This window comes from Nodosilinea sp. P-1105, assembly GCF_012911975.1.
Lineage (GTDB): Bacteria > Cyanobacteriota > Cyanobacteriia > Phormidesmidales > Phormidesmidaceae > Nodosilinea.
Genome location: NZ_SMDQ01000028.1, coordinates 1 through 23,181 on the forward strand (window position 1 = coordinate 1; position 23,181 = coordinate 23,181).

The following is a 23,181-nucleotide window of genomic DNA, read 5'->3' on the forward strand; positions in this document are numbered from 1 at the left end:
CCTTGCCCGTCAGTCACTAAAAGCACAAACCCTCAGTCCCTTTCACTTAGAGGGTTTCCCGGCTTAAATCACACCCCAAATTCGTTGAGATAAACCTCGGAATGCCCCAAATTTCTAAGAAATCGTTTGACCCCAATCTTTTTTTTCAAAAAGTCGGCTTCATCTTGGGCCAGTTGCTTGCGCTCAAAGGCGTAGGGTTGCCGCTCTAGAACTTGGGCATAGATTTGATACAGGGCGCATTGCCGTTCTTCTCGGGCAGATTGGTAACTGACCGTAATCTCTTGAATTGCAAATTCATCAGCAGATGTCATGGTAAATCGTCCTGCTACTACAGGCAAAGCCAACAAACGTTACCCCGACCCAAGCCGACGACTCGGTGAACAATCGGCACAGGGAAACTGGAGATAGCCACCTTACCTAGGGCTGGCTAAACGCGACTGCGGAAAGGCTGTATAGCCCCGCTACCGTGATAGTTGTAGATTGCCCAGGGGCGATCGCAGGCTCCCCGATTGATTCATTTCTTAATATCTAACATCTCGACAATGCCCATCATGCCTTGATCTTCGTGGTCTAGCATGTGACAGTGGTAAACCGTTTTGCCCACAAATTGGCGAAAGGCAATCCGAATGGTGGCGGTTTCGTAGGCAGGCACATTCACCACGTCTTTCCAGGCTTTGAGCGGTTCCGGTTGGCCGTTGCGGGCCACCACTTGAAACGGGTTGGTGTGCAAATGGAAGGAATGATCCATCCCCGCCCGGTTGATGATCACCCAGTCTTCTACGGTGCCGACGTTGACCTGTACATCGACCCGGTGATGGTCGAAGGCACGGCCATTGATTAAAAATTGGTCGCCGGTTTCGGGGTCAAGACCGTGGTCTAGAACAAATTCTCGGGTGGTGGTGGGTTCCGGTAAGGGATCTACTGTTCCCAGTGTTTCTGGCCAATCCCCTGCTACCCTGGGCGCCCCATAGTTGATCTGGGCGATGGGCAAGGGCTCGGTTTGCCCCAAGCTACCCATGTGGCCACCATGGCGGTTTGCCATCCCTGCCATCATGTCAGCCAAGCCGCGATCGTAGGGCAGGGTGACGAGGGGGTAAGTTCCTGGGGGCTGATCACCGGGAATCAGCATATCCACCCGCTCCCCAGGGGACAGCAGCACCTCATCTTGGGCGGTGGGGGCCTGGAGTGTGCCACCATCGGTAGCTATCAGCCACCAGGGATGGTTCTGGAGTCGCAGCCGGTAGATCCGAGAAGGAGAGGCGTTCAATAGCCGCAACCGCAGCAGCCCGCCCAGGGCCAGGGAGAGAGCGGGGTTGGCCTGGCCATTGGCGGTGATCAGGTCCCCTTCTCGCCCCCACATGCGGGCCATGGGCATGGGCTCTCGGACCTGGCCCTGGCGGTTGAGATCAAAATCTTGCAGCACCAGTACGGTCTCCTGGGCTGACTGCAGGGCGGGCAGTCGATCATCTGCCCCGCGCACGATGAACTCTCCGGCCAATCCGCTAAAGAGTTGCTGGGCCACGAGCCCATGGTAGTGGGGGTGATACCAAAATAGGCCAGCTGGATGGTCGGCAGGAATATCAAAAACGTAGTCAACGGTTTCGTTAGGGTTAACCGCTCGAAACGGGTTGTCGGCTAGCCCGGTGGGATCAACGTGGAGGCCGTGAAAATGGAGGTTAGTGGGCTGTTCAAGCTGGTTGGTAAAGCGAATTTGGACGCGATCGCCAGGGTTGACCTCTAACCTAGGGCCAGGCACCTGCTGGTTATAGGTCATTAGCTGGGCCGTACGACCAGCCAAAGGTACAGAGGTCAGCTGGGCGGTCAAATCTACCTCTAGCAACCCAGCTTGGCTGCGGTACAGGGTTGATTTGGGGGCAGATAGCTGGCTTGTGGCACAACGGGGTAGTAGGGCGATCCCAGCGATCGCCGTAGAGAAGGCTAAAAATTGTCGCCGGTCCATCCGCCCCTAATGTGTGGTGAAGACTACCCTCTTATTTTAAGGGGTGATTTTTAAACAGGTTATTTTGAAAGGTAAAGCGATCGCGGTTGGCGATCCAGCGATAGGCTGGCCCAATCAATCCATCTCTCCATGGAGCTGGAGATTTGAGCTATGGTAAAGGCACGAGCTTAGGGAGTAAACCGATGGCAACCACTACTGTTCTAAATCCGCCAGCGCTAATGCGCATTGGTGACCTTAGCCGCCAGAGCCAAGTGCCGATTAAAACCATTCGGTATTACGAAGAACTGGGACTACTAAGCGCTGAGAGCCGTAGCGAAGGAGGGTTTCGCCAATTTTCGCCCAGTTGCTTGCAGCGGCTAAACTTTATCAAGCAAGCTAAGGCGCTGGGGCTGAGTCTGCAAGAGATTCACCACATTTTGCAGATTTATGACGAAGGGCAAAAACCCTGTGACGAGGTGAAGCAAACTCTGCACAGCAAAATTCAAGACATTGAGCAGCGAATTCAGCAATTGAGCTTGCTGAAGGCCCATCTTCAACAACTACTCACCGACGCCGATGTCACGACCCAGCCAGGGGCTACCATATGCCCCATCATTGAGCATCAGGGGTAAGCGATGTTTTCTCGTTGGCGATCGCGGCTTGTTGGGCCGTTAGCAGTTGCTGAATCCCTGTTTCTCCCAGGTCCAGCATTTGGTTCAACTGCTGACGGCTAAAGCTGCCCTCTTCGGCAGTGCCTTGCATTTCTACAATGGCCAGATTTTCGTTCAGCACCAGGTTAAAGTCCACTGCGGCCGCCACATCTTCTTCGTATTTCAAGTCCAGCAACGCCTGCTGGTCTACCAGGCCGATTGACACTGCCGCCACCTGATGGACTAAAGGAGATTGGGCTAAATCACCGCGATCGAGCAGGCTCTGGATGGCATCCTGGAGGGCGACAAAGCCCCCGGTAATCGAGGCCGTGCGGGTGCCTGCATCCGCTTGTAGCACATCCGCATCCACCGTCAGGGTGCGCTCCCCCAGTCGGGCAAAGTCGAGGGTAGAGCGCAAGCTGCGACCAATGAGCCGTTGAATCTCCTGGGTCCGACCAGACAACTTCAACAGTTCTCGGGAATGGCGCTGCGGCGTAGCCCCCGGCAGCATTCGGTATTCTGCGGTTAGCCAGCCCTGGCCCGATCCTTCCAGAAATCGGGGCACCCCGTCTGTTACCGAAACGGTGCATAGCACTTTGGTGTTGCCACAGTGGGTCAGCACTGACCCGGCGGCATACTTGGTAAAGTGTCGTTCAAACTTGACAGGTCGGAGTTGATCAGGACGTCGACCATCTGGGCGCTGCCAAACCATAAAGGCTCCCTTAACGATGCCGTCCCTAGAATACAGCAGGCTGGGTTGCGCGGATCGGGTCAATTAGCGGCGGCAAGGAACAAAAATATCGCTAGCAATACATTTGAACTTAAAATACATCTAGGGTTACTTAGCGATTCACAGGGTAAAAAGTACGCTATATTTAGCCCAGCCTTTCCCAATATTGCCCCTAGTCAGTGGTCTGATGGTCTCTCAACTTAAAGTTACTGGTTTCTCCAATGCTCCCCAGGGGGCGATCGCCCGCCACCCCCTATTACAAACCGTTGAGGGAACGGTACAGGTGTTTACCGCTGTACACCGTAGCTTTTTCACCAATGTGATGGTGCAGGCCCTACGCATTGCCGACCAGGGTAAGGCCGTGCTGGTGGTGCAATTCCTCAAAGGAGGCATGCATCAGGGGCCTGATCACCCTATGCAGCTAGGTCAAAACCTCGACTGGGTACGCTGCGCCATGCCCAGCTGTATCCATGGTCCAGACGTAACCGCGACCGAGCAGCAGGCTGTACAAGACCTGTGGCGGCACACCCAACAGTTGGTTAGTAAAGGACGCTACGGCTTGGTGGTGCTGGATGAGTTGAGCCTGGCGGTCAATTACCAACTAATTCCCACCCAAGAGGTGATTGACTTAGTCCAGCAGCGTCCCCCCCAGGTGGATGTGATTTTAACTGGCCCAGAAATGCCCGAAGCCATCCTCGGCATCGCTGACCAAGTGACTGAATTTCGCCGTCAGTTTTTACCCTAGGGCTACCTGGCAGCAATCTGACTACCGCTGCTGAGGGTGTCAGGTATCAGGTGTCAGGTGTCAGGAATAGTTAGCTGTCCTCTGCCTTTTGCCTTTTGCCTTTTGCCTTCCGCCCTCTGCCCTCTGCCTCGTTACACCGCCTTACCCCACTAACTATGATTAAAAACGACGCCTGGATTCATAAAATGGCCACCGCTGGGATGATTCATCCCTTCCAACCATCCCTAGTTAGACATGTGGAGCAAGGAGACAGTGGCCCGGCCCAAGCCGTGATTAGCTATGGGCTTTCATCCTACGGGTATGACATTCGTCTATCCCCGGCAGAGTTTCGTATCTTTCGCCACATTCCTGGCACCGTGGTCGATCCCAAGCGCTTTAGCCCCGACAACCTGGAACCCACGGCCCTGAAAACCGATGATAGCGGCAGCTACTTTATTTTGCCGGCCCACTCCTATGGTCTCGGGGTGGCCCTGGAAAAAATTGCAGTACCCAACAACATCAGTGTGATTTGCATTGGCAAGTCTACCTATGCCCGCTGTTTTCGGGGAGATACCCGGGTGGCTTTGGTAGATGGTACAGCTCCAACCTTGGCAGACATGGCCGAGCGATCCCGGCAGGGAGAACTATTTTGGGGCTACAGTATTGGTCCCCATGGGCGGCTGATGGTTACTTTGCTGGAGCAACCCCGCTATATCGGGCATGATTCACTCATCGAGATTGTGCTGGATAACGATGAGTCCATTTTTTGCACCCCTGATCACCAGTTTTTAACCCGTGATGGGCGTATGGTTGAGGCACATCAGCTAAGACCCCAGGACTCTCTGATGCCGCTTTATCGCCACCTAGCTAGGGGCTATGAAATGGTGTATCAACCGCTCAACGGCCATCTCTACCCAACCCATCGTCTGAGTGATGAATGGAATCTACGCCACGGTATCTATGCCGCTCAACCCAATAGAACTGGGTCCATTCGAGGTGCCGCTCGGTATCTGAATTGTGATCGATCTGTGTTTAGGCGATTTCCAGAAGAGATCCGGGCGTTCCGAGGCCAAGACGCCAAGAGCACCGCAGGGTATAGAAACCATAAAGTAGCGGCCGTACGTGATGTAGCCGGAACCCATGATGTGTACTGCCTCACTGTGCCTGAAGCTGGAAACTTTGCCTTAGAAGCTGGGGTTTTCGTTCATAACTGCGGCATTATTGCCAACCTGACCCCTGCCGAAGCGGGTTGGCGAGGGCATTTGACGTTGGAGTTCTCTAACTCCTCCAGTGCCGACTGCCGCATTTATGCCAACGAGGGTGTTGTCCAGTTGATTTTCTTTGAAGGGGAACCCTGCCAAGTCAGCTATGACACTCGCCAGGGCAAATACCAGGACCAGGGGGAGCAGGTCACCCTGGCTAAGGTATAAAGCATCGGTACAGTATGCAAGATCCCAGGGTTCTGCTCTGGGATATTCCAAAATTCCGGGCTAACCAGTCTAAGAACCCTGGGATCTGTACCGGCGTTATAGGGATTAAAGACGTCTGAGTACTATCCTGTCTTATGTGAATCGTGGAAAGTCTACGACACCCTGACTAAAACCACATTTTCCTCGATTTTAGCTTCAAACTGACCTAGAGCCTGGCTGGCTGGCCCAGCGGTGACATCACCATCAGCATCAAACTGAGATCCATGGCAAGGACAAGCAAATAATCCCTGATCATCCTCCCAAGCTACGGTGCAACCTTGGTGGGGACATAGGGCATCAACGGTAATGAGGGTGTCTGGGTTATCGGGACTACGAATAACTGCTACAGTTTGGCCCTGGAAGGAATTGCTAGAGAGGGACCCAGTGGCATCTAGCTGATCAACTGTGCCCAGGGCGGCAAAGCCATCATCTCGGGAGGAACCGTTAGGGGCAATATCCTGTGCAGCAGTGGTGGTGGAGTCATCGGTTTGGCAGGCGGCGATCGCGATCGGTAGAGTACTGGCCAGAAGCCCGAGGCTAAGCAGGTTGAAGTGGCGGCGGTTCATAGAGAGTGGATGGGTAGAGGGGCGATGGGTGGTAAACGCGGAGCGCCTTCCCGCAGGGTAGGAGGGACGGCGTAGGGGCGGATCTGGGTATCCGCCCTATCCCGAGGAATTGGGAGATGGGGAGTTTTGAGTTAGATAGGGAAGGAACAGATCGAGGTGTCCGCCCAGAGGAAGTAAGTAACCTAATTTTCTGGAGAATATTGGGTTACGGTCTGGGGCCAGCGCAGCCAGCCCTTGTGGCGGGCGGCAGTGACCAGTACAAACAGTAGATCTAGGCCAACGACACTGGCGATCGCCAGTTCAGAACCGCCAGTGCCAAAGCCGTAGCTGTGTAGCCCGGTGCCCAGGACAAAATTGACCCCGTACCAGGCCATCAACACCCCATTGAACGAAACAACGCTGGCAACGGTGAGGCCGAAGTCACCAATCCAGCCCACCAGGCGGCCGTGCAGGGGGGCCAGGTAGCACAGCAGGGCAATCAGAGCCCAGGTTTCCTTCGGATCCCAGCCCCAGAATCGGCCCCAGGAGAAGTGCGCCCAAATCCCCCCCAGGATGATGCCAGCGGTCAGCAGCAGCACCCCCACTTGCAACACCTGATAGTTCAGCTGGGAGAGGGTTTTAATTCGTCCTTTGGCCTGGGGGGTAAACAGGTAGTTGCCCAGGGTAAGGTGGCCTAGGCCCAGGGCTAAGGCAAAGCTGGCGTAGCTAAGGGCGATGGTAGGCACATGGATACTCAGCCAAAAATTATCCCGCAGTACCGGTACCAGGGGTGAAATGCTGGGATCGAGCACGGCGGGCAGGCTATCGGCCAACACCAGACACACCACGGCCAGGGGGGCCGCCACCAGCAGGTAGTAACGACGGCGAGAGATGAGCTCAAACATCAACGCGATCGCAGCAATGCCAAAGCCCACCCACACGACTGACTCGTACATGTTGGTTACCGGCGGCCGTCCGGCAATCTGCATGCGCAGGAAAAAGCCGTAACTTTGCACCGCAATACCAGCGGTAAACAGGCCTAGGGCACTCCAGTAGACTGGCCAGCGCAGGCTTAGCAGCATCGCCCCCAACGCCAACGCATAGAGCTGCCAAGCCTTGCCAAAGGGATGAAAGTGGTTAAAGTGCACTTCCTCGGCCAGCTTTGCTTGATTGGGATAGATCGTCGGGCTCAGCTGTTGCAGTCCAGCCTTGAGGTCGATCGCCAGCTGCCCCACCAGCGGCAGGTGATTCCCATGGCTGAGTAGGCTTTGCTGCATCATGGCAAACTGAGCCAGCAGCGGTGCCACGGCGTCTGGATCATAGTATTGCTGAGCCGTTGCCAGCCCTACCCAGGTACCCTTGCTATCTGTGGGGTGGGGTACGATCGGCAGTTGCTGATCTCCCACGGTTTGATACAGCAGATTCACCCGGTCTTCTACGGTCAGAGCCTCCCGCTGATTGCGGCTGAGATCATCGTCGTTGATCTGCTGCTGGTGGGCCTGCTGCACCAGTGCCCCCAAGGCACCGTTCCCCATCAGTTCCTGAAAGGTAAACTGCTTGCGGTCTAAGTCCAGACCCACCGCCTCCTTCAGGGGCCGATAGCTGACTAGAATAAACGGCTCCTCGTTCCAGTTGCGGGTGTTAAACCACAGTTGTAGGTAGGTACTGAGGTAGTCCTGGGTCTCTCCCTCTGGGGGCTGATAGGTGGTAGCACCGTGAATTTGGGCCACGGTTTCCTTGGCCACCGTGTCCAGGGGTTTCTTGCGACCATCTAGCTGCACGGCTAAAGTGCGCAGAGGGTCTAAACCATCGGGTTGAAACTGGCTCAGGGGTATGATCAACACCAGGCAGCCGAGGCAGAGTCCGATCAGAAATTTGGTTAGGTTCATGGTTGGTGGGGGAGATGGGGGAGATGGGGGAGTGATGGAGTGGGGAATCGGGTAGGGGCAGACTGGTGTGTCTGCCCTGGCGGGTAACGAGGCCGTTATTTGGTGACAGCAGCTGGGGCCAGGTCTGGAGTAGGGGCTTGGCTGGATACTACAGATTCGGGCTGAGGGGTGGAGACCTTGGGGTGGCGGAACCGTTTAGTTACGGCGGGACCATAGAACATGACAGCGATGCCGCTAACCACCAGCAAAGAGCCGATCCAGGTGAGCGCGGTGACCCACCAGGGTTCTCGTTTGAGCTGCAGGGTAGACTGCTTCAGGTCTCCAGGATTCCAGGAGGCTTGGGCCAGTTTCCAGCCTTTGAACCAAGTGGGATGATTCATCCAGACAGAGCGCTGGATGGCCTTTTCTGCCTGGGGGTCGATTAGGGTGATTTGACTAGTCCACATGGCTACCGATTCGCTGCCCTCGTTGCGTTCGACGATGAAGTCATCGAGCTTTACCCAAAAGGGCAGCTGTAGAAGTTTGGGGCTAAACGCCGCCAGGTAGGGACCGTCCTTTGTCCTTAGGGCGGTGGGTTCCCCCCAGGGCAGCCACTGGTCTTGGCCGTCGGGGGTAGCCACATGCAAGGCTGGATTTCCCTGGCCTGCGGTCACTGCACCGTTGACTGGGGTAACAGGCACCACCTGCCGCTGCACCTGGGCCTGCTCCAGAGTCTCAACTAGAGAAATTTCGAAGTCGGCCCAGCCAGGGGCAACGGCGATACCAGGCTGTAGCGGACCCTGAGTGAACCCCTGGGACGAGCGGGCGGCATAAAAGAGTTTATGGGAGGGAGAGACCACCACCCGAAAATAGTCAGCGGCGGTAGAGCTAGGGGGGGCATAGGTCACTGATAGGGAAAGGGTATCGCCAGAGCGCACGGGCTCAAAGTCATCTCGGCCAAACACAAACCAACGTTCCTGTACATCTCCCTGGGTGAGGTTGATCTGCACCGCCGGATTGCGTACCTGATTAGAGGCGGAGATCGGCTGGTTATTGGCGTCCAGGCGGAAGTCTGGCCAGAATTGGGTAAGGGTGAGTTCAAGGTTGTTGGCCAAGGCCAGGGTTTTTCCCATCTGCTGCTGCACATCGATGGGATCGTTGCCATCAATCTGCAATGTGCCCCAGGCCGGTGTCGGGGCCGGTGGGCTGAGCAGCTGATCAAGTTCTTCTAGGCTCTGGGCCTGGACAATTTCAAGCTGGGCCGGGCCAATATCAACCTGGCGATACATGGCAGGGGCCAGGGCTAGCCATCGCTCTAGGGTTTGGTCCATGCGATCGCTGGTTAGCCGCAATTTCACCGCTGGATTGTCTACCCCGTCCGCTTCCTCGAAGCGAACGGTCTTGATCGCCTGGTCGCTATAACCCAACAACTGTAGGCCAGCCAACTGAGCCGGGGTAACCGAACCATCGGGGCGAACCCAGACATCGGTCTGCTGAGGGCTTTGGCCCGGAGCAACCACTTCTAATAGATCGCCCTCTACCCGAATTTGATTACTGGGACCGCTGTCGGTGCGTACCAATAACATCCCTTCGGTGCTGAGATGAATCACCGCTGCTGAACCGGCAATAATCACAATTAATCCCCAGTGGGTCAGGGCAAAGCCGATTTTTCTGGTCCCCCGCCAAGGATAGCGGCTGAGGGTAGATAGCCCTAGATTTACCGCCAGCAAAAACATCAATGCGCCGAACCAGGGACTCTTATAAACCAGTTGTTGTACAGTCCTCGACCCTACACTAGATTCATAAAAAGTCGCCCCGATTAAAATAGCAGCGATCGCGATTAATAACGGCACAGCCAGGCGCACTGACCCTAAAAAACGGATTAACTGAACGACCATAATTATTCACAAACAGTTGTCGAAGTTAATCCACACCTTTCCGGCTTTACCCATTTTCTTTTGTATAAATAGCTGCAAAATAATCAAAAAAAACTGGAAAAATGCAAAGCTTGCACCACCTTAATGCGCTATTCACATCATCGAGGCAATGGGCTTGACTATGCATAATAGCCATGGAATTCATGCGATTTACGGATATTTAATCGCCTCTCTGTAGCCTTATTTACAAAAAAACTGGGATTTACCCCATAGTCTCAGTAGCAAGTTGATTTTCTAGGTAGCCGCGATCGCGAATACCTGTGTGGCGCTATAGTTGCGTTGCAATATTTGCTTTTCCCAGGCAAATCTAATATTCAATGATTTGCTGGGCTGGCTTAGAGTTTTCTTGAGAGTTTCCTTGGAAAAATAACAGCCTCCAGTCTAGAGAAACGACAAGTGTCTTCTTTCTGTCTGCCAAACTTGGACAGGTTTCCCTGCTTAGTTTGATAGTGGATTGTGGCGTTTTTCTGACGTTGATACTCTGAAATCTTGCAATCTAAGTTTTTGGCACCTAGCTTCGTACTTTACTTAGGAGATTGGTAGATCCTATGACTACCCATGTTGAGAGTTCCCCGCAGCCTCCGACATTGCAGGTGACGCTGCTAGAGGAAAGCTTTTCCCAGGTTAAACCCCAGGCCAATGAGTTTGCCAGCAGCTTTTACGACAACCTGTTCACCGACTATCCAGCGGCTAAACCCCTATTCGCGAGTACAGATATCACCGCCCAAAGTAAAAAACTGCTGGCTTCGCTAGTATTTGTAGTCGAAAACCTTAAACAGCCCGAAGCCCTGAGCGAGGCGCTGAAAGGTCTAGGCGCCCGCCATGTGGAATATGGGGCCTTACCCGCGCACTATCCCCTGGTGGGTAACAGTCTGCTCAAGACCTTTGAACAATACTTAGGCGGCGGCTGGACTCCAGAAGTAAAGCAGGCCTGGGTCGATGCCTATGGCGTCATTACCGAGGTCATGTTAGAAGGTGCCGATTATTCCCCAACTGATGTGGAGTTGGAGAGTACCCCAGAGGGATAACCCATGGTGCCGAACAGCTCCCGCTGGTTCAGCTGGAAAAACCTGATTAGCTTCCGTGTCGCCATGGTGGTGTTTTGTCTGGTGCTAGTGGCCTGGTTTGGAGCGGCCTTTGCATTAAACCAGAGGCAGATTTTTCTGCCGGGGGAAACTTCCGTTGGCCACCACCTGTTTGAGACCTCTTGCAGTTCTTGTCACCAGGCTTTTCAGCCGGTCAACAATGACGCCTGCATGAGCTGCCACCAGGCTGAATTAGCCGAAGATGCCCACGGTCCCTCCAAATTCAGAGATCCTCGTTGGGCTGCAGAGTTGGCCAATCTCGATGTAATGACCTGTACCACTTGCCACAGCGAACATGTCCACATGTTTGGCCGCGGCGTTCACCTGCAACCCGATTTGTGTATGAACTGCCACCAGGGCCTGATTGAGGGAGATCTGGCCAGCCATAACGGGTTTGCCCCGGATGGCTGCTGGACAGGGGGGTGCCATAACTACCATGACCAGCGCTCAATTTCCACTGGCTTTTTGCGCCGCAATATGGGGGAACCGCCGATGCTGCCGGTGCAGCAACTGCCGGAGCGTACTGTGGTGCTTCAGCGTGCCGTGGCCCCAGCCCCCGACTTGACCCAAGAGTTTTTGGAGGGGAGACAATGACAGGTTTCATGGCCGGTCTACTCTCTTTGCTCTTTTGCTTGCTTTCAGGGTTGTCCTGGGCTCTTCCGGCCTGGGCTAATGGGGTCGATCAGGCCGTTGTGCAGGACGCTACTCAGCTTTGGCAGGGTAGTGCCCATGCCTTGAATGACATCAATTGCTCTAGCTGTCACCAGGCCTCTGAAACCCAGGCTTTTGTGCTCAGTCCTAAGGAGGAAAGCTGTCAATCCTGCCATCAGCAGGCGGTGGAGACGTTTCATCTGGGTAAGCACGGCATTCGTTTACGGGAGGGGCAGTCTCCCCTGACGCCAGCTTTAGGGCGGCTGCCCATGCAGGCCGAGGCCCAAGGACTGCAAATGACTTGCAACACTTGCCATGACGCCCATTCCGTTAATACGGTGCAGGCGGCGGTGGATTCGTGCCTAGGCTGCCACAGCGACACCCACTCCCTCAACTACGGTAACTCTAGCCATAGCGAACTGTTTGCTGCCGCTAGCAGTTCGCCTCGCCCTGGCCCTGAGGCCGTGAGCTGTGCCACCTGCCATTTACCCAGGCACCAGGTAGGACAGGGAGATAGCGCCACTACCCTAGTCAATCACAACAATACCTATACCCTACTGCCCCGCGATCGCATGGTGGCAGAGGTGTGCATGAACTGCCATGGGGTTGAGTTTAGCTACAACAGCATTTTTGACGATGACCTGGTGGAGGCTAATTTTGATCATCCCCCCACCCAAAAGCTACAGACCCTGGAAATGATGCGAGCCCTAGAGCAGCGTCGCACTGGCCAGGGCAGCTAGTTCAGGTCCGTCAAATCAGGTCTTGAACGTACACAATTTATAAGGAGAGATACCAATGACAACTGTAGAACGATGGATGGGAGCCCTTCGCACCCGCACCTTGGCCTTTATTTCGATAGTCTTAGCCGTAGCCGTAGTGGCGGCAGCCTGTGGCGGTGGCGGCGGCACCACCGCCCAAGCTGGGGGTGGAATTTCCCCTGAATTGGTTACCGACTATATTCACACTGTCTTAGAAGCAGACCGCACCGCTTATACCCGCCATGTGGTTAACCGGGCCCAGGTACTGGAAGGGCAAACCAAAGAAGATGGTGTCGTTCCAGTAGAAGCAACGGAAGGCTGGCAGCAAACCGATGGGATTCCGTTACCGGCGCAAATGTTTCGCCTGGGCTCTGAAATTGCCAATGAGGCTGGCTATTTCACCTACAACTTAATTTCTCCCTGGTATATCAACGACAGCCAGGCCCCCAAGAGTGGCTTTGAGGAAACGGCCATGGCGGAGGTGATTGAAACCGGAGAGCCCTACAAGGACTACCAGGAGGTGGGTAACCAGCAGTTTTTCTCGGCTGTCTACCCTGATGTGGCCGTGGCAGAAGCCTGCGTTAGCTGCCATAACCAGCACCCGGTGCACCTGGAACGTTACCCCGACAAGCAGTTTGAAATGGGTGAAGTAATGGGGGGAGTGGTGATTAATATCCCCATGACCGGGGCCTAGATCCCCGATGATCTGGGGCGCAGCTGCCTGTGCCCCTGCTAGTACTGACTGGCAAAAATATGACCACCGTTGCTGAGGGTGTCAGGTGTTAGGTGTCAGGAATGGTTGGCCGACTTATGCCGCAGAGTACTAGTCCGTTATTAAGTGATCTGATGTACTGTTAATCCCCCAGGGCTGATGACGTTTAACCAGCAAGAGCCGCAACATCCCGACTCCCAGGTAACGGGTAACCCCTCCCCAGACATCGGGGAGCCGATATCACCTGAGTTATCGATTCCTGATAGTCAAAAAATCGCTCCCCAGCGGCGGCAGCCGCGACGGCCTAAGGGCATACGACCGACATTTAGAATGCTGATTGGCTTGACTCTAATGACGGCGTTGCTACTGCTTCCCTTTGTGTTTAGCGATCAGTACCTCGAGATCATGCGATCGCGGGCCGTAGACCTGCATGGTGTGCTGCGGGGAGGGGCCTACAAACAAATTACGGGTTTCTTAGCCGTGGGATTAGTGGCCGTTGAGATGTTGCTCACTGTTCGCAAACGCAGTCGTAGTTGGATTGGCCGGATTAAACTGCCGGGCTCGATGCAGCTATGGCGCAGTGTGCATATTTTCCTAGGCGTCGCCCTGGTGGGTATGGTGCTGATACACACCGTAGGTGCCAACGGGTTTAACTTTAATGCCCTCTTTCTCTGGGTCTTTTTTGGCACCACCCTGACCGCCCTGGTGGGGGTCGGAGCCGAAACCGGCATTTTAGAATCCTCCCGGCAGTTTTTTGGGCGACTGCCCGGCCACCGCCGACCCCTAACTAAAGGGCCGCTGATTCGCAATCTGCGAGCGTTTTGGCTGGCTAGCCATCTCTTTTTTGTCGGGGCATTTCTGATTATGCTAGTTTTTCATATTTTTCTGGTGTACTACCACCGGGGTCCCCTGGGTCTGGGATAGGGCCTGTGGATTGACGTTAAGGATGTAAAAACAATGGCTATGACGGGTTTGAAAAGTCACTGGGGACAAGGCTGGCTAGCCGTGGGTTTGGTGGGTCTATTTGCGATCGCCACCCTGCTGCTGACTCGACCCCAGGCAGGCCCCAGGTTTTCTCCCCTCTCTGGCCTGATGGCCCTGCAAGCCAGCGCCCAAGCAGCCATGCCCTATGATCAGGCCCTGGGCAGCCAAAAGCCCACCCTGATTGAGTTCTATGCCGACTGGTGCACCACCTGTCAGGCCCTTGCACCCACCCTACAGACCTTGCACCACCGCTATGGGGAGCAGGTCAACTTTGTCATGCTCAATATTGACGACCCCCGCTGGAACCAGCAGATCGAGCAGTTCCAGGTGAGTGGCGTACCCCAGCTCACCTTGCTGCGCCCCGATCGCTCTGTCGTTGATAGCTTTATTGGCAAGGTGCCAAAGTCTGTCTTAAGTGACAGCTTGATCACACTGTTGAAGGCTTAGTGCGGCAAGGTGTCAGGTGTCAGGTGTTAGGTGTTAGGTGTTAGGTGTTAGGAAGTACCCGATACCCGGATAACCCACCCCTGCCCCTTCCAGGAGGGGATACCGATCCCCGAAACCCAGCTTTATCACCTACCGCCATTGAGGTCCTGAACCATGGCATTACTGAATCAATTCTTGAGACTATTGGAGTTTATCGAGCATTTATGTACCGATTTAGTCGATTATGGGGACTGGCTAACCTCGTCTATAGGGCTGGTATTCAACGTTTGTCTGCTGAGTTATACCGGATTGCTGATAACTGGCTGTACAGCTCCAACAGCGGCTATATTGGCCAGCGTGGTGGCCTTAGCCTGCCACTGTGTAGTACAAGAACCTGAGGCGTAGGGGTGGGTAATCGATCCTGTTCAAAACCTGTTCGCTGGAGCACCTTGGCCCTGAGTGGGTTGCTGGTGGTGGTCGCCTGCGCTTATACAGAGTCTCCCAGGGGAGTCATTCCCACCCCAGGGACTGAACAGGCATCCGAAGCCGAGTCAGCCAACCTAAATCAGTCCTTCCAACCGCTGCTCGAAGCTGATGTGGTGTATCTAGGGGAACGGCACGACAGTGCGGCAGACCACAGGGCGCAGCTAGAGATTATCCAACGGTTGCAAGCCGAGAATGCCCAGGTGGCAATCGCCCTAGAGATGTTCCAACGCCCTTTCCAACCAGTGATTGATCGCTATCTGGCTGGAGAGATCACCGAAGCAGACTTGGTAGCCCAAACTGAATACGAACAGCGCTGGGGCTTCCCCTGGGAATTTTATGCGCCGATTTTGCGCTTGGCCCAGGAACAGGGGTTACCGGTGTTAGCCTTGAATGCCCCCAGCGAAGTGGTACGCCAAGTGGCTCGCCAGGGGCTAGATAGTCTAGAGGGGGATGATTTTCGCTACATTCCACCCCTCGATCAGATCGACATTACCAACGAAGCCTATCAAGCCTTTGTATTTAGTGCTTTTGGAGCCCATGGTGCCCATGGCGGCATGGACTTTGACAATTTTTTTGCCGCCCAGGTGCTGTGGGATGAAACCATGGCAGAGACCATCGCCACATTTCGTCAGGAGAATCCTGACTATCAAGTGGTGGTGCTGGCGGGACAGGGCCACGTTGTCTATGGGTACGGTATTCCTGACCGAGTTAGCCGTCGCCTGGAATCGTCCCTAAACCAGCACATTGTGTTGCTAAACCCCCCGGAGGCAGCCACCGAGGAAGCGGCCATTGCCGACCAGTTTTGGTACAGCCAGGACTAGAGGAACATCAGCCGACATTCAGCGCCCCCTGGCGGCGGAGTTCGTCTTTTTGGTCCGCAGTCAAGCCTGTGGATCCAGTAAACAAAGCACCCTTGACCTGGGCTCCAGTGAAATCGGCCCCGTTCAACTGGGCATTTTCTAGGCTGGCCTGACTGAGATTAGCCCCGACACAGTTGGCTCCGGCTAAATTAGCCAGCTCTAAATTAGCCAGGGTCAGGTTAGCCCCTCGCAAATCGGCATCCACAAGCACGGCATTCCAAAAGTCGCTATAGCTAAGCTGGGTCTTTTGCAGTAAGGCACCAGTCAAATCCGCCTGCTGAAAAATAGCACTAAGACCGTTCGCCCCTGACAAATTAGCCCCAGTCAAAATGGCGTCATTGAAATCAGCCCTTTCCAAATCAGCCTGATATAGGGCGACCCCCACCAGAGTGGCCTGACACCAGCGGGATTGGGCCAGCCGCGCCTCCCGAAAACTGGCCTGACTAAAGTTCGCTTGGGTGGCGATCGCGCCCACCAAGCTCGCCCCCTGTAATTCTGCCTGGGGCGCCTCAACATATTGCAAATCGGCACGATCGAAGTTGGCTTTAGGGGCTTTCACCGCTGTCATCGTCGCGCCATAAAACTTAGCCCCAGCGCCCCGAGCCTGGCTCAAGTTGCTGTGATCCAACGTTGCCCGGGTCAGTACCGCCCCTGCCAATTCCCCCTGTTCTAGATTGACCTCGGTCAAATCCGCCAGAATCAGGGTGGCCCCAGCAAAGTTTGTCCCATGGCACGATGCCTGGGCTAGCCGGGCCTGACGCAAATAGGCGTCTGAAAAATCTCCGCCATCCAGGATCGCACCGGTTAAGTCGATTTGGCTGAGCTCAGCTTTTTGCAGGGTTTGCCCTGTGCTCAGCCGTGTCAGCACCGCTTGAGAAGAAAGTTGCGTCATGGATAGTCCTGATGGATAGTCCTAATGTTCTACCGATTAAGCCCTGGGCGTTATGCAGAGAATACATGACTGCTATGCACAAGAGGCGTTATTTAGGGTAAACGGTAACTAAAAATACAAAATGTCAGGTGACATTTGAATAACTTAATAATCAAATGTTGCAGAAACAGCCTGAGAAATAATCACTATGTTCTGCAGTATTATCCGAAATTACGACCCAGTATTTAGTATCTGAGATGACTTAATGAGTGTTCAAATGTTGATCATCACTTTTAATGGCTTCAAAGGTTTGACAATCTTGAAATAACTCAAATAGATGCTTTACACGGCTGGACTAATTTATCAACCCCAAAGGGTAAGTCATGCTTGGCTGTGCTAAGTTCTTAACCCAAATCTAGATGTTGAACTTGACTTAGAGTTCCAGTTAATCTTTCATTCAGACGGCTGGTTGGGTTCGTCTATTTAGCCGAGTTCAGTATTCATACTGCGGATGCTGTTTTAGATAGAACACACTTAGGAGTACTTTCGAAGATCTTAGGAGTTTGCCCCTTGGGTTAGGTTTAGAGGGTGTTTGAAAAGGGTTGTCCCAGGTATGGCTTGCCGCTAAGAGTCAGCAAAAACGCTGAATCTTGAGGCCATTAGTCTACGACCCAGGTGTAATCTGAGACACTCTTTGGCTTCTCAAACACCCTCTTAGCCTGATGTTCTCTGTTCGCTGATGAATCGCAAATAATCTTGGAGAGATTGCAAACATGACTCGATTGAATCGCCGTAGGTTTTTAATGACAACTGGTACGGCTGCTGCTGGCACGTTGTTGCTTCATGCTTGCGGTCAAAATGATCCTGGGTCAACCTCTCAGGTTGACGTAGAGATTGATCCTGCCGACGCCCCAGAAACCCCCACCGCCAAGCTCGGATTTATTGCCCTGACGGACTCAGCCCCTCTGATCATCGCCTACGAGAAGGGCTTCTATGCTAAGTACGGCATGACCGATGTCTCTGTAGAGAAGCAGGCATCCTGGGGCACCACTCGGGACAACCTGGTGCTGGGATCTGGGGGTGGCGGCATTGATGGGGCGCACATCTTAACCCCCATGCCCTACTTGATTTCTGAGGGCATCGTCACCGATGGTCGCAAGGTACCGATGTATATCTTGGCTCGTTTGAACGTCAACGGCCAGGGGATTTGCTTATCCAATGATTATGCCGATCTAAACGTCGGTGTGGATAGCACACCTCTTAGTGACGCATTTGCTCAGCGTAAAGCGGCTGGGGCTGATCTGCGGGCCGCCATGACTTTTCCCGGTGGCACCCACGATCTCTGGATTCGCTACTGGTTGGCAGCGGGCGGCATTGACCCCGATCAAGATGTGTCGACCATCGTTGTTCCGCCGCCCCAGATGGTGGCTAATGTGCGTGTCGGCAATATGGATGCCTTCTGTGTGGGTGAACCCTGGCCTCTACAAACAGTGAACCAAGATGTTGGCTACAATGCCTTGACCACCGGAGAAATTTGGCGAGATCACCCAGAGAAGGCCCTAGGTATGCGGGCTGATTGGGTTGATCAGAATCCTAAGGCGGCTAAGGCGCTGTTGATGGGTACTTTAGAGGGGCAAATGTGGTGTAGCCAGCCTGAAAATAAAGAGGAAATGTGCCAGATTCTCTCTCGGCGAGCCTGGTTTAATGTGCCTTTTGAAGACATCATTGACCGCTCGGTGGGCAAGTTTGACTTTGGCAATGGCAGAGTAGAGGAACTGCCAGATTTGATGCAGAAATACTGGGATGATTACGCTTCCTATCCTTTCAAGAGTCACGACCTGTGGTTCTTAACCGAAAATATTCGCTGGGGTTACCTACCGGCTGATACCGATATCAACGCCATGGTGGAAGCTGTCAATCGGGAAGATCTGTGGCGTGAAGCCGCCGAGGCAATCGGTCAAGCTGACATGATTCCTGAAAGCACCTCCCGAGGTGTAGAGACCTTCTTCGACGGGACTATCTTCGACCCCGAAGATCCCCAAGGCTATCTAGACAGCCTTGACATTAAGCGGATTTAAGCGTTTTCTCTGCCTCCGTGGCTAAAGCCGTGGAGGTAAACCCTCTTTCCTGCCGTAATCTCTGGAGATCAAACCATCCATGACTGCACCCCTTGATGTTCGGCCCACGCGATCGCGCTTTACCCCCCAGCGGTTACTTGGTCATGTTCTGCACCAAATTAAAGAGTTGATCCCAGCTGCGATCGCATTCCTGATTTTCCTGGTGATCTGGCAAATTTTTACGATGAGCCCCGATGCCAATTTGCCTAGCCCAGTGCGCACCGTGACTGAAACCTGGGAACTGATTATCAACCCATTTTTTGACTACGGTGGTAATGATAAAGGCTTGTTCTGGCAGGTGTTCACCAGTTTGCAACGGGTAGCTTTGGGCTTTTCCTTAGCCGCGATCGTTGGTATTGGCTTAGGCATCTTGATCGGCACCAGCAGCCTGATGTACAAGGCCCTGGACCCGCTATTTCAAATTTTGCGTACCATCCCCCCCCTGGCCTGGTTACCCATTTCTTTGGCCGCGTTTCAACAGGCTAACCCAGCGGCTATTTTCGTAATTTTTATTACGGCAATCTGGCCGATCATCATCAATACTACAGAGGGAGTGCTGCAAATTCCCCAGGACTATAACAACGTAGCCCGAGTATTGCGGCTCTCAAGGCGCGAGTACTTCTTCAAGATTCTGTTTCCATCCACTGTCCCCTATATTTTTACGGGTTTACGGATTGGCATTGGTCTGTCTTGGCTGGCGATCGTGGCTGCAGAAATGTTGATTGGCGGTGTCGGTATTGGGTTCTTTATCTGGGATGCCTGGAATAGCTCTCGCATGAGCGACATTATTATCGCCATTGTCTACGTGGGTATTGTGGGGCTGTTGCTAGATCGACTGATTGTGTTTATTGGAGGCTTGGTCTTGCCGGAAGAGCAGAAGCAGTAATCAACGCTTCGTTCAGTGGGCAGTGCCCGCCATTTCATTCCCGGTTTCCCAAAATTAATCTGTGATTCTGCCAAAAGTTTGTGGTGGGCGATGCCCACCCTACCCTCTCATCGTCAACATGCATTCATTCAACATTCCCTAAAAGGGACCTCCGAAATCCTGCTGTTCGTCTGCACTCTATTCCTGTCGCACCATGGCTGTTTTTGTTGAAGTTGACCACGTCGATCGCGTCTTTAAACTGCCCGAAGGGGGTCAGTATATTGCCCTGAAGAACATTGATCTGCAAGTTCATAAGGGGGAGTTTGTTTCCCTAGTGGGCCACTCGGGCTGTGGCAAGTCTACCCTGTTGAACATTCTCTCGGGGCTCGATAAACCCACCGTTGGGGGCATTGTGCTAGAAGGGCGGCAAGTGACCGAGCCCGGTCCCGATCGCATGGTGGTGTTTCAAAATTACTCCCTGCTGCCCTGGCTGACGGTGCGAGAAAATATTGCCCTGGCGGTGAACCAGGTGATGCAAAAGCATCCCAAACCGGTGCGCAACCGGATGATCGATCACCATATTGAGCTGGTTGGCCTACAAAAAGCGGCCCACAAGCGGCCTGGGGAAATCTCTGGGGGTATGAAGCAGCGGGTAGCCATTGCCCGAGCTTTGGCGATTCGGCCGAAGCTGCTGCTGCTGGATGAGCCTTTTGGTGCCCTCGACGCCCTTACCCGGGGCGGGCTACAAGAGCAGCTCATGAAAATCTGCCAGGAAAATGAGGTCACCTGCATCATGGTCACCCACGATGTGGATGAGGCCCTGCTGCTGTCTGACCGGGTAGTGCTGATGACCAACGGCCCCGAAGCCCATGTGGGCCAGATTGTGGATGTGCCCTTTCCGCGACCCCGGGAGCGGATGGAGGTGGTGAAGCACCCCAACTACTACAGCCTGCGCAACGAGATTGTCTACTTCTTAAACCAGCAGAAGCGGGCTAAGCAGCACAAGGCCAAACCCGTGGTGGCGATGGCGGCCAACGGCCTGGAAAAGGTGAATCTAGAACTGGGCTTTATTCCGCTGGTCGACTGTGCCCCGCTGGTGGTGGCCAAAGAAATGGGCTTTTTTGAGGCCCACGGTCTGGCTAATGTCACCCTGAATCGAGAACCCAGCTGGAATGCGATCGCCGATGGGGTCACCACCGGTCGCCTGGATGCCGCCATGATGGTGGCAGGCATGCCCCTGGGCATTACCCTGGGCTACGGCAACCAGCGCCCCCGACCCATGGTCAGCGCCCTTACCCTCAGCCGCAACGGCAACGCCATTACCTTTAGCAAGCACCTCTACGACCAGGGGGTCCGCTCCCTGGCAGACTTCAAAGCTGCCCTGGATCGCCGTCCCGACCAAGTCCACACCCTGGCGGCGGTACACCCCACCTCCATGCATAACCTGCTGCTGCGCTACTGGCTGGCCAGCGGTGGCATCGACCCCGATCGCGATGTCAGTGTGACGGTAATTCCCCCAGCCCAGATGGCCTCAAACTTGAAGGCGGGCACCATCGACGGCTACTGTGTTGGCGAGCCCTGGAATGTGCGGGCGGTGCAGGAAGGCATAGGGGTGGTGATGGCCATCGACAATGACATTTGGCCTGGCCACCTTGAAAAAGTGCTAGGGGTGACCGAAACCTGGGCCAACCAGTACCCCAAAACCCATGTGGCTCTGGTTAAAGCCCTGCTCGAAGCCTGCGAATACTGTGACGATCGCCGCAATCGGGAAGAGATTGCTGAGTTGCTGGCTCGACCCGAGTATGTGGGCGCGTCAGAACCCTACATTCGCCAGGGTTTCCTAGATCCCTATGACCGGGGCGACGGCAGCGAGCCCAGCCAGGTGCTGAACTACATTCAGTTCTTTACCGGCAAGGCCAACTACCCCGATGTGTCGGAGGCCGTCTGGCTAATGACTCAGATGGCCCGCTGGGGCATTACCCCCTTCCCCCGAAACTGGCTGGAAGTGGCGGAGCGGGTGAAGCGGGCCGATATCTTTGGCCAGGCTGCTCGAGAACTGGGGCTGCTGGATATTGGCCGCGATCGCCGTCCCACCCAGCTCTTTGATGGCATCCAGTTTGATCCTGACGAACCGCTGAAATATCTAGAGAAGTTTGCCATCAAGCGCGACCTGCGGATTGAAGAAGTGCCGATGGAGTCTGTTTCAGTTTCTTAACTCGTGCCCTGAGTATCCTGACCTCGTGCCCTGAGTATCCTTAACTCGTGCCCTGAGTATCCTGACCTCGTGCCCTGAGTATCCTGACCTCGTGCCCTGAGTATCCTGACCTCGTGCCCTGAGCGGAGTCGAAGGGCACCCATCCACCCATCCACCCATCCACCCATCCACCCATCCACCCATCCACCCATCCACCCATCCACCCATCCACCCATCCACCCACACACCTACCCAGACTATGCAAGTGCTTAACTCTCCTACCAACGCTCATTCCCAACTGCTCACCCAAGAACCCTTTCTGGTAATTGATAACCTGTCCAAGGTTTACCCCACCCCCAAGGGCGACTTTGTGGTGCTCGATGGCATTGACCTAGTGGTTAACGAAGGAGAATTTGTCTGTGTCATTGGTCACTCGGGCTGTGGCAAGTCAACGTTGCTAGATATGGTGGCCGGGTTTCGCCAGCCTACCCAAGGCCAAGTACGTCTAGAAACTCAGCCCATCCAAGAGCCCGGCCCCGATCGCATGGTGGTGTTTCAAAACTATTCCCTGCTGCCCTGGCTGACGGCCTACGACAATATTTACCTGGGGGTGAAGTCCGTATTCCCTAACAAGCCAGAAAAGGTGAAAAAGCGCATCGTCATGGAACACCTGGCCATGGTGGGTTTAGCTGATGTGGCCAACAAAAAGCCCGGTGCCCTGTCTGGGGGCATGAAACAGCGGGTCTGCATTGCCCGAGCCCTGGCCCTGCGTCCTAAGGTGCTGATTTTAGACGAACCCTTTGGTGCCCTCGACCCTATCACCCGGGAAGAACTGCAAGAAGAACTGCTCACCATCTGGCGAGATCACAAAATCACGGTGCTGATGATCACCCACGATATCGATGAAGCCCTGTTCCTCGCCGATCGGATTGTGATGATGACCAATGGCCCCGCTGCCAAAGTTGGCGAGATTATGATGGTGCCCTTTGACCGGCCCCGCGATCGCAGCCGCCTGATGGAAGATCCGAAGTTCTACGAACTGCGCAACGAAGCCCTCGACTTCCTCTACAACCGCTATGCCCATGACGACACCGAGTAATGGGCCTCATCAGCCGTTTGGAGACAAGGCACCTCCAAAAAAAATGAGGTAGCTGACAGATTTTGGGCCGCTACCAAAACTTGTAGCCGATAGGTTGTGGCCGCAGGCATTACCAGTTGGGTGAGTTGAACCAGGCAAGGCTGATTTTCGTTAAACCATAGATTGACCCGGCGATTACCCAAGTACAAGGTATGGTGGCTCAACAGATTGT

22 protein-coding genes are annotated in these 23,181 nt (G+C 54.4%); 15 read left to right on the forward strand and 7 right to left on the reverse strand.

What is annotated here, in order from left to right; genetic code table 11:
* Positions 1-68 precede the first annotated feature (68 nt).
* Together E1H13_RS13270 and E1H13_RS13275 are read right to left on the reverse strand one after the other, a co-directional pair.
* A complete protein-coding gene (locus E1H13_RS13270) occupies positions 69-311 on the reverse strand; it encodes a phycobilisome rod-core linker polypeptide (RefSeq protein ID WP_169613899.1) in 243 nt (80 codons plus the stop codon).
* A gap of 203 nt (positions 312-514) precedes the next feature.
* Complete coding sequence (locus E1H13_RS13275) at positions 515-1,960, reverse strand: multicopper oxidase family protein (RefSeq protein WP_169613900.1); 1,446 nt, start codon at positions 1,958-1,960, stop codon at positions 515-517.
* Between the two features lie 182 nt (positions 1,961-2,142).
* On the opposite strand from E1H13_RS13275, the gene E1H13_RS13280 reads away from it, so the two are divergent.
* The gene (locus E1H13_RS13280) at positions 2,143-2,571 is read left to right on the forward strand and encodes a heavy metal-responsive transcriptional regulator (protein WP_240966614.1); all 429 of its coding nucleotides are present in this window, start codon (positions 2,143-2,145) and stop codon (positions 2,569-2,571) included.
* Here E1H13_RS13280 and rph read toward each other — a convergent pair.
* The gene (rph, locus tag E1H13_RS13285; protein ID WP_169613901.1) at positions 2,552-3,301 is read right to left on the reverse strand and encodes a ribonuclease PH; all 750 of its coding nucleotides are present in this window, start codon (positions 3,299-3,301) and stop codon (positions 2,552-2,554) included. The genes E1H13_RS13280 and rph overlap by 20 nt on opposite strands.
* 205 nt (positions 3,302-3,506) lie before the next feature.
* Here rph and E1H13_RS13290 point away from each other — a divergent pair, with 205 nt between their 5' ends.
* Positions 3,507-4,064 carry a P-loop NTPase family protein gene (locus E1H13_RS13290; RefSeq protein WP_169613902.1) on the forward strand — a complete coding sequence of 186 codons (558 nt, stop codon included), beginning with the start codon at positions 3,507-3,509 and terminating at the stop codon, positions 4,062-4,064.
* A 155-nt stretch (positions 4,065-4,219) separates the two neighbouring features.
* On the forward strand, positions 4,220-5,473 hold the full coding sequence (locus E1H13_RS27975) for a dCTP deaminase (protein WP_169613903.1): 1,254 nt from the start codon (positions 4,220-4,222) through the stop codon (positions 5,471-5,473).
* 152 nt (positions 5,474-5,625) lie between these two features.
* On the opposite strand, the gene E1H13_RS13300 is transcribed toward E1H13_RS27975, so the two are convergent.
* The 3 genes from E1H13_RS13300 to E1H13_RS13310 all read right to left on the reverse strand — a co-directional run bounded on the left by E1H13_RS13300 (position 5,626) and on the right by E1H13_RS13310 (position 9,823).
* Positions 5,626-6,078, reverse strand: a complete 453-nt coding sequence (locus E1H13_RS13300) for a Rieske (2Fe-2S) protein (RefSeq protein ID WP_169613904.1) — start codon at positions 6,076-6,078, stop codon at positions 5,626-5,628.
* A gap of 182 nt (positions 6,079-6,260) precedes the next feature.
* Positions 6,261-7,946 carry a cytochrome c biogenesis protein CcsA gene (ccsA, locus tag E1H13_RS13305; RefSeq protein WP_169613905.1) on the reverse strand — a complete coding sequence of 562 codons (1,686 nt, stop codon included), beginning with the start codon at positions 7,944-7,946 and terminating at the stop codon, positions 6,261-6,263.
* Positions 7,947-8,041: 95 nt separating this feature from the next.
* Positions 8,042-9,823: a cytochrome c biogenesis protein ResB gene (locus E1H13_RS13310; protein WP_169613906.1), complete on the reverse strand. Its 1,782-nt coding sequence runs from the start codon at positions 9,821-9,823 to the stop codon at positions 8,042-8,044.
* A gap of 587 nt (positions 9,824-10,410) precedes the next feature.
* On the opposite strand from E1H13_RS13310, the gene E1H13_RS13315 reads away from it, so the two are divergent.
* From E1H13_RS13315 to E1H13_RS13350, 8 genes are all read left to right on the forward strand, one after another.
* The gene (locus E1H13_RS13315) at positions 10,411-10,890 is read left to right on the forward strand and encodes a globin family protein (protein ID WP_169613907.1); all 480 of its coding nucleotides are present in this window, start codon (positions 10,411-10,413) and stop codon (positions 10,888-10,890) included.
* Positions 10,891-10,893: 3 nt separating this feature from the next.
* On the forward strand, positions 10,894-11,541 hold the full coding sequence (locus E1H13_RS13320) for a cytochrome c3 family protein (RefSeq protein ID WP_169613908.1): 648 nt from the start codon (positions 10,894-10,896) through the stop codon (positions 11,539-11,541).
* Entirely contained in the window at positions 11,538-12,338 is an 801-nt protein-coding gene (locus tag E1H13_RS13325) for a hypothetical protein (protein ID WP_169613909.1), read from the forward strand. Before E1H13_RS13320 ends, E1H13_RS13325 begins: the two co-directional genes overlap by 4 nt.
* A 55-nt stretch (positions 12,339-12,393) precedes the next feature.
* Positions 12,394-13,050: a DUF3365 domain-containing protein gene (locus E1H13_RS13330; RefSeq protein ID WP_169613910.1), complete on the forward strand. Its 657-nt coding sequence runs from the start codon at positions 12,394-12,396 to the stop codon at positions 13,048-13,050.
* Positions 13,051-13,227: 177 nt separating this feature from the next.
* Complete coding sequence (locus tag E1H13_RS13335; protein ID WP_240966615.1) at positions 13,228-13,992, forward strand: hypothetical protein; 765 nt, start codon at positions 13,228-13,230, stop codon at positions 13,990-13,992.
* A 33-nt stretch (positions 13,993-14,025) separates the two neighbouring features.
* A complete protein-coding gene (locus E1H13_RS13340; RefSeq protein ID WP_206070463.1) occupies positions 14,026-14,499 on the forward strand; it encodes a thioredoxin domain-containing protein in 474 nt (157 codons plus the stop codon).
* A gap of 153 nt (positions 14,500-14,652) precedes the next feature.
* Complete coding sequence (locus E1H13_RS13345) at positions 14,653-14,883, forward strand: hypothetical protein (protein ID WP_169613911.1); 231 nt, start codon at positions 14,653-14,655, stop codon at positions 14,881-14,883.
* 2 nt (positions 14,884-14,885) lie between these two features.
* Positions 14,886-15,785: a ChaN family lipoprotein gene (locus E1H13_RS13350; protein ID WP_169613912.1), complete on the forward strand. Its 900-nt coding sequence runs from the start codon at positions 14,886-14,888 to the stop codon at positions 15,783-15,785.
* Positions 15,786-15,792: 7 nt separating this feature from the next.
* Here E1H13_RS13350 and E1H13_RS13355 read toward each other — a convergent pair whose 3' ends face one another.
* Positions 15,793-16,716, reverse strand: coding sequence for a pentapeptide repeat-containing protein (locus E1H13_RS13355; RefSeq protein WP_169613913.1), 924 nt, complete (start codon positions 16,714-16,716; stop codon positions 15,793-15,795).
* Positions 16,717-17,459: 743 nt separating this feature from the next.
* Between E1H13_RS13355 and E1H13_RS13360 the strand changes: the two genes are divergently transcribed.
* The 4 genes from E1H13_RS13360 to E1H13_RS13375 all read left to right on the forward strand — a co-directional run bounded on the left by E1H13_RS13360 (position 17,460) and on the right by E1H13_RS13375 (position 22,970).
* Positions 17,460-18,773 (forward strand): CmpA/NrtA family ABC transporter substrate-binding protein, encoded by a 1,314-nt coding sequence (locus E1H13_RS13360; protein ID WP_347404158.1) that lies wholly within the window; start codon positions 17,460-17,462, stop codon positions 18,771-18,773.
* Between the two features lie 79 nt (positions 18,774-18,852).
* Positions 18,853-19,698 carry a nitrate ABC transporter permease gene (gene ntrB, locus E1H13_RS13365; protein ID WP_169613915.1) on the forward strand — a complete coding sequence of 282 codons (846 nt, stop codon included), beginning with the start codon at positions 18,853-18,855 and terminating at the stop codon, positions 19,696-19,698.
* Between the two features lie 193 nt (positions 19,699-19,891).
* Positions 19,892-21,892: a nitrate ABC transporter ATP-binding protein gene (locus E1H13_RS13370; protein WP_169613916.1), complete on the forward strand. Its 2,001-nt coding sequence runs from the start codon at positions 19,892-19,894 to the stop codon at positions 21,890-21,892.
* Positions 21,893-22,130: 238 nt separating this feature from the next.
* Entirely contained in the window at positions 22,131-22,970 is an 840-nt protein-coding gene (locus E1H13_RS13375; protein ID WP_169613917.1) for a nitrate ABC transporter ATP-binding protein, read from the forward strand.
* The last annotated feature ends 211 nt before the right edge of the window (positions 22,971-23,181 follow it).

Bases quoted from the DNA above. Each gene is read 5' to 3' on its own strand.
- E1H13_RS13325 (WP_169613909.1), top strand. From the start codon at position 11,538: ATGACAGGTTTCATGGCCGGTCTACTCTCTTTGCTCTTTTGCTTGCTT.
- E1H13_RS13375 (WP_169613917.1), top strand. From the start codon at position 22,131: ATGCAAGTGCTTAACTCTCCTACCAACGCTCATTCCCAACTGCTCACC.
- E1H13_RS27975 (WP_169613903.1), top strand. From the start codon at position 4,220: ATGATTAAAAACGACGCCTGGATTCATAAAATGGCCACCGCTGGGATG.
- E1H13_RS13345 (WP_169613911.1), top strand. From the start codon at position 14,653: ATGGCATTACTGAATCAATTCTTGAGACTATTGGAGTTTATCGAGCAT.
- ccsA (WP_169613905.1), bottom strand. From the start codon at position 7,946: ATGAACCTAACCAAATTTCTGATCGGACTCTGCCTCGGCTGCCTGGTG.
- E1H13_RS13315 (WP_169613907.1), top strand. From the start codon at position 10,411: ATGACTACCCATGTTGAGAGTTCCCCGCAGCCTCCGACATTGCAGGTG.
- rph (WP_169613901.1), bottom strand. From the start codon at position 3,301: ATGGTTTGGCAGCGCCCAGATGGTCGACGTCCTGATCAACTCCGACCT.
- E1H13_RS13335 (WP_240966615.1), top strand. From the start codon at position 13,228: ATGACGTTTAACCAGCAAGAGCCGCAACATCCCGACTCCCAGGTAACG.
- E1H13_RS13270 (WP_169613899.1), bottom strand. From the start codon at position 311: ATGACATCTGCTGATGAATTTGCAATTCAAGAGATTACGGTCAGTTAC.
- E1H13_RS13275 (WP_169613900.1), bottom strand. From the start codon at position 1,960: ATGGACCGGCGACAATTTTTAGCCTTCTCTACGGCGATCGCTGGGATC.
- E1H13_RS13340 (WP_206070463.1), top strand. From the start codon at position 14,026: ATGGCTATGACGGGTTTGAAAAGTCACTGGGGACAAGGCTGGCTAGCC.
- E1H13_RS13330 (WP_169613910.1), top strand. From the start codon at position 12,394: ATGACAACTGTAGAACGATGGATGGGAGCCCTTCGCACCCGCACCTTG.
- E1H13_RS13290 (WP_169613902.1), top strand. From the start codon at position 3,507: ATGGTCTCTCAACTTAAAGTTACTGGTTTCTCCAATGCTCCCCAGGGG.
- ntrB (WP_169613915.1), top strand. From the start codon at position 18,853: ATGACTGCACCCCTTGATGTTCGGCCCACGCGATCGCGCTTTACCCCC.
- E1H13_RS13320 (WP_169613908.1), top strand. From the start codon at position 10,894: ATGGTGCCGAACAGCTCCCGCTGGTTCAGCTGGAAAAACCTGATTAGC.
- E1H13_RS13370 (WP_169613916.1), top strand. From the start codon at position 19,892: ATGGCTGTTTTTGTTGAAGTTGACCACGTCGATCGCGTCTTTAAACTG.
- E1H13_RS13280 (WP_240966614.1), top strand. From the start codon at position 2,143: ATGGCAACCACTACTGTTCTAAATCCGCCAGCGCTAATGCGCATTGGT.
- E1H13_RS13355 (WP_169613913.1), bottom strand. From the start codon at position 16,716: ATGACGCAACTTTCTTCTCAAGCGGTGCTGACACGGCTGAGCACAGGG.
- E1H13_RS13300 (WP_169613904.1), bottom strand. From the start codon at position 6,078: ATGAACCGCCGCCACTTCAACCTGCTTAGCCTCGGGCTTCTGGCCAGT.
- E1H13_RS13310 (WP_169613906.1), bottom strand. From the start codon at position 9,823: ATGGTCGTTCAGTTAATCCGTTTTTTAGGGTCAGTGCGCCTGGCTGTG.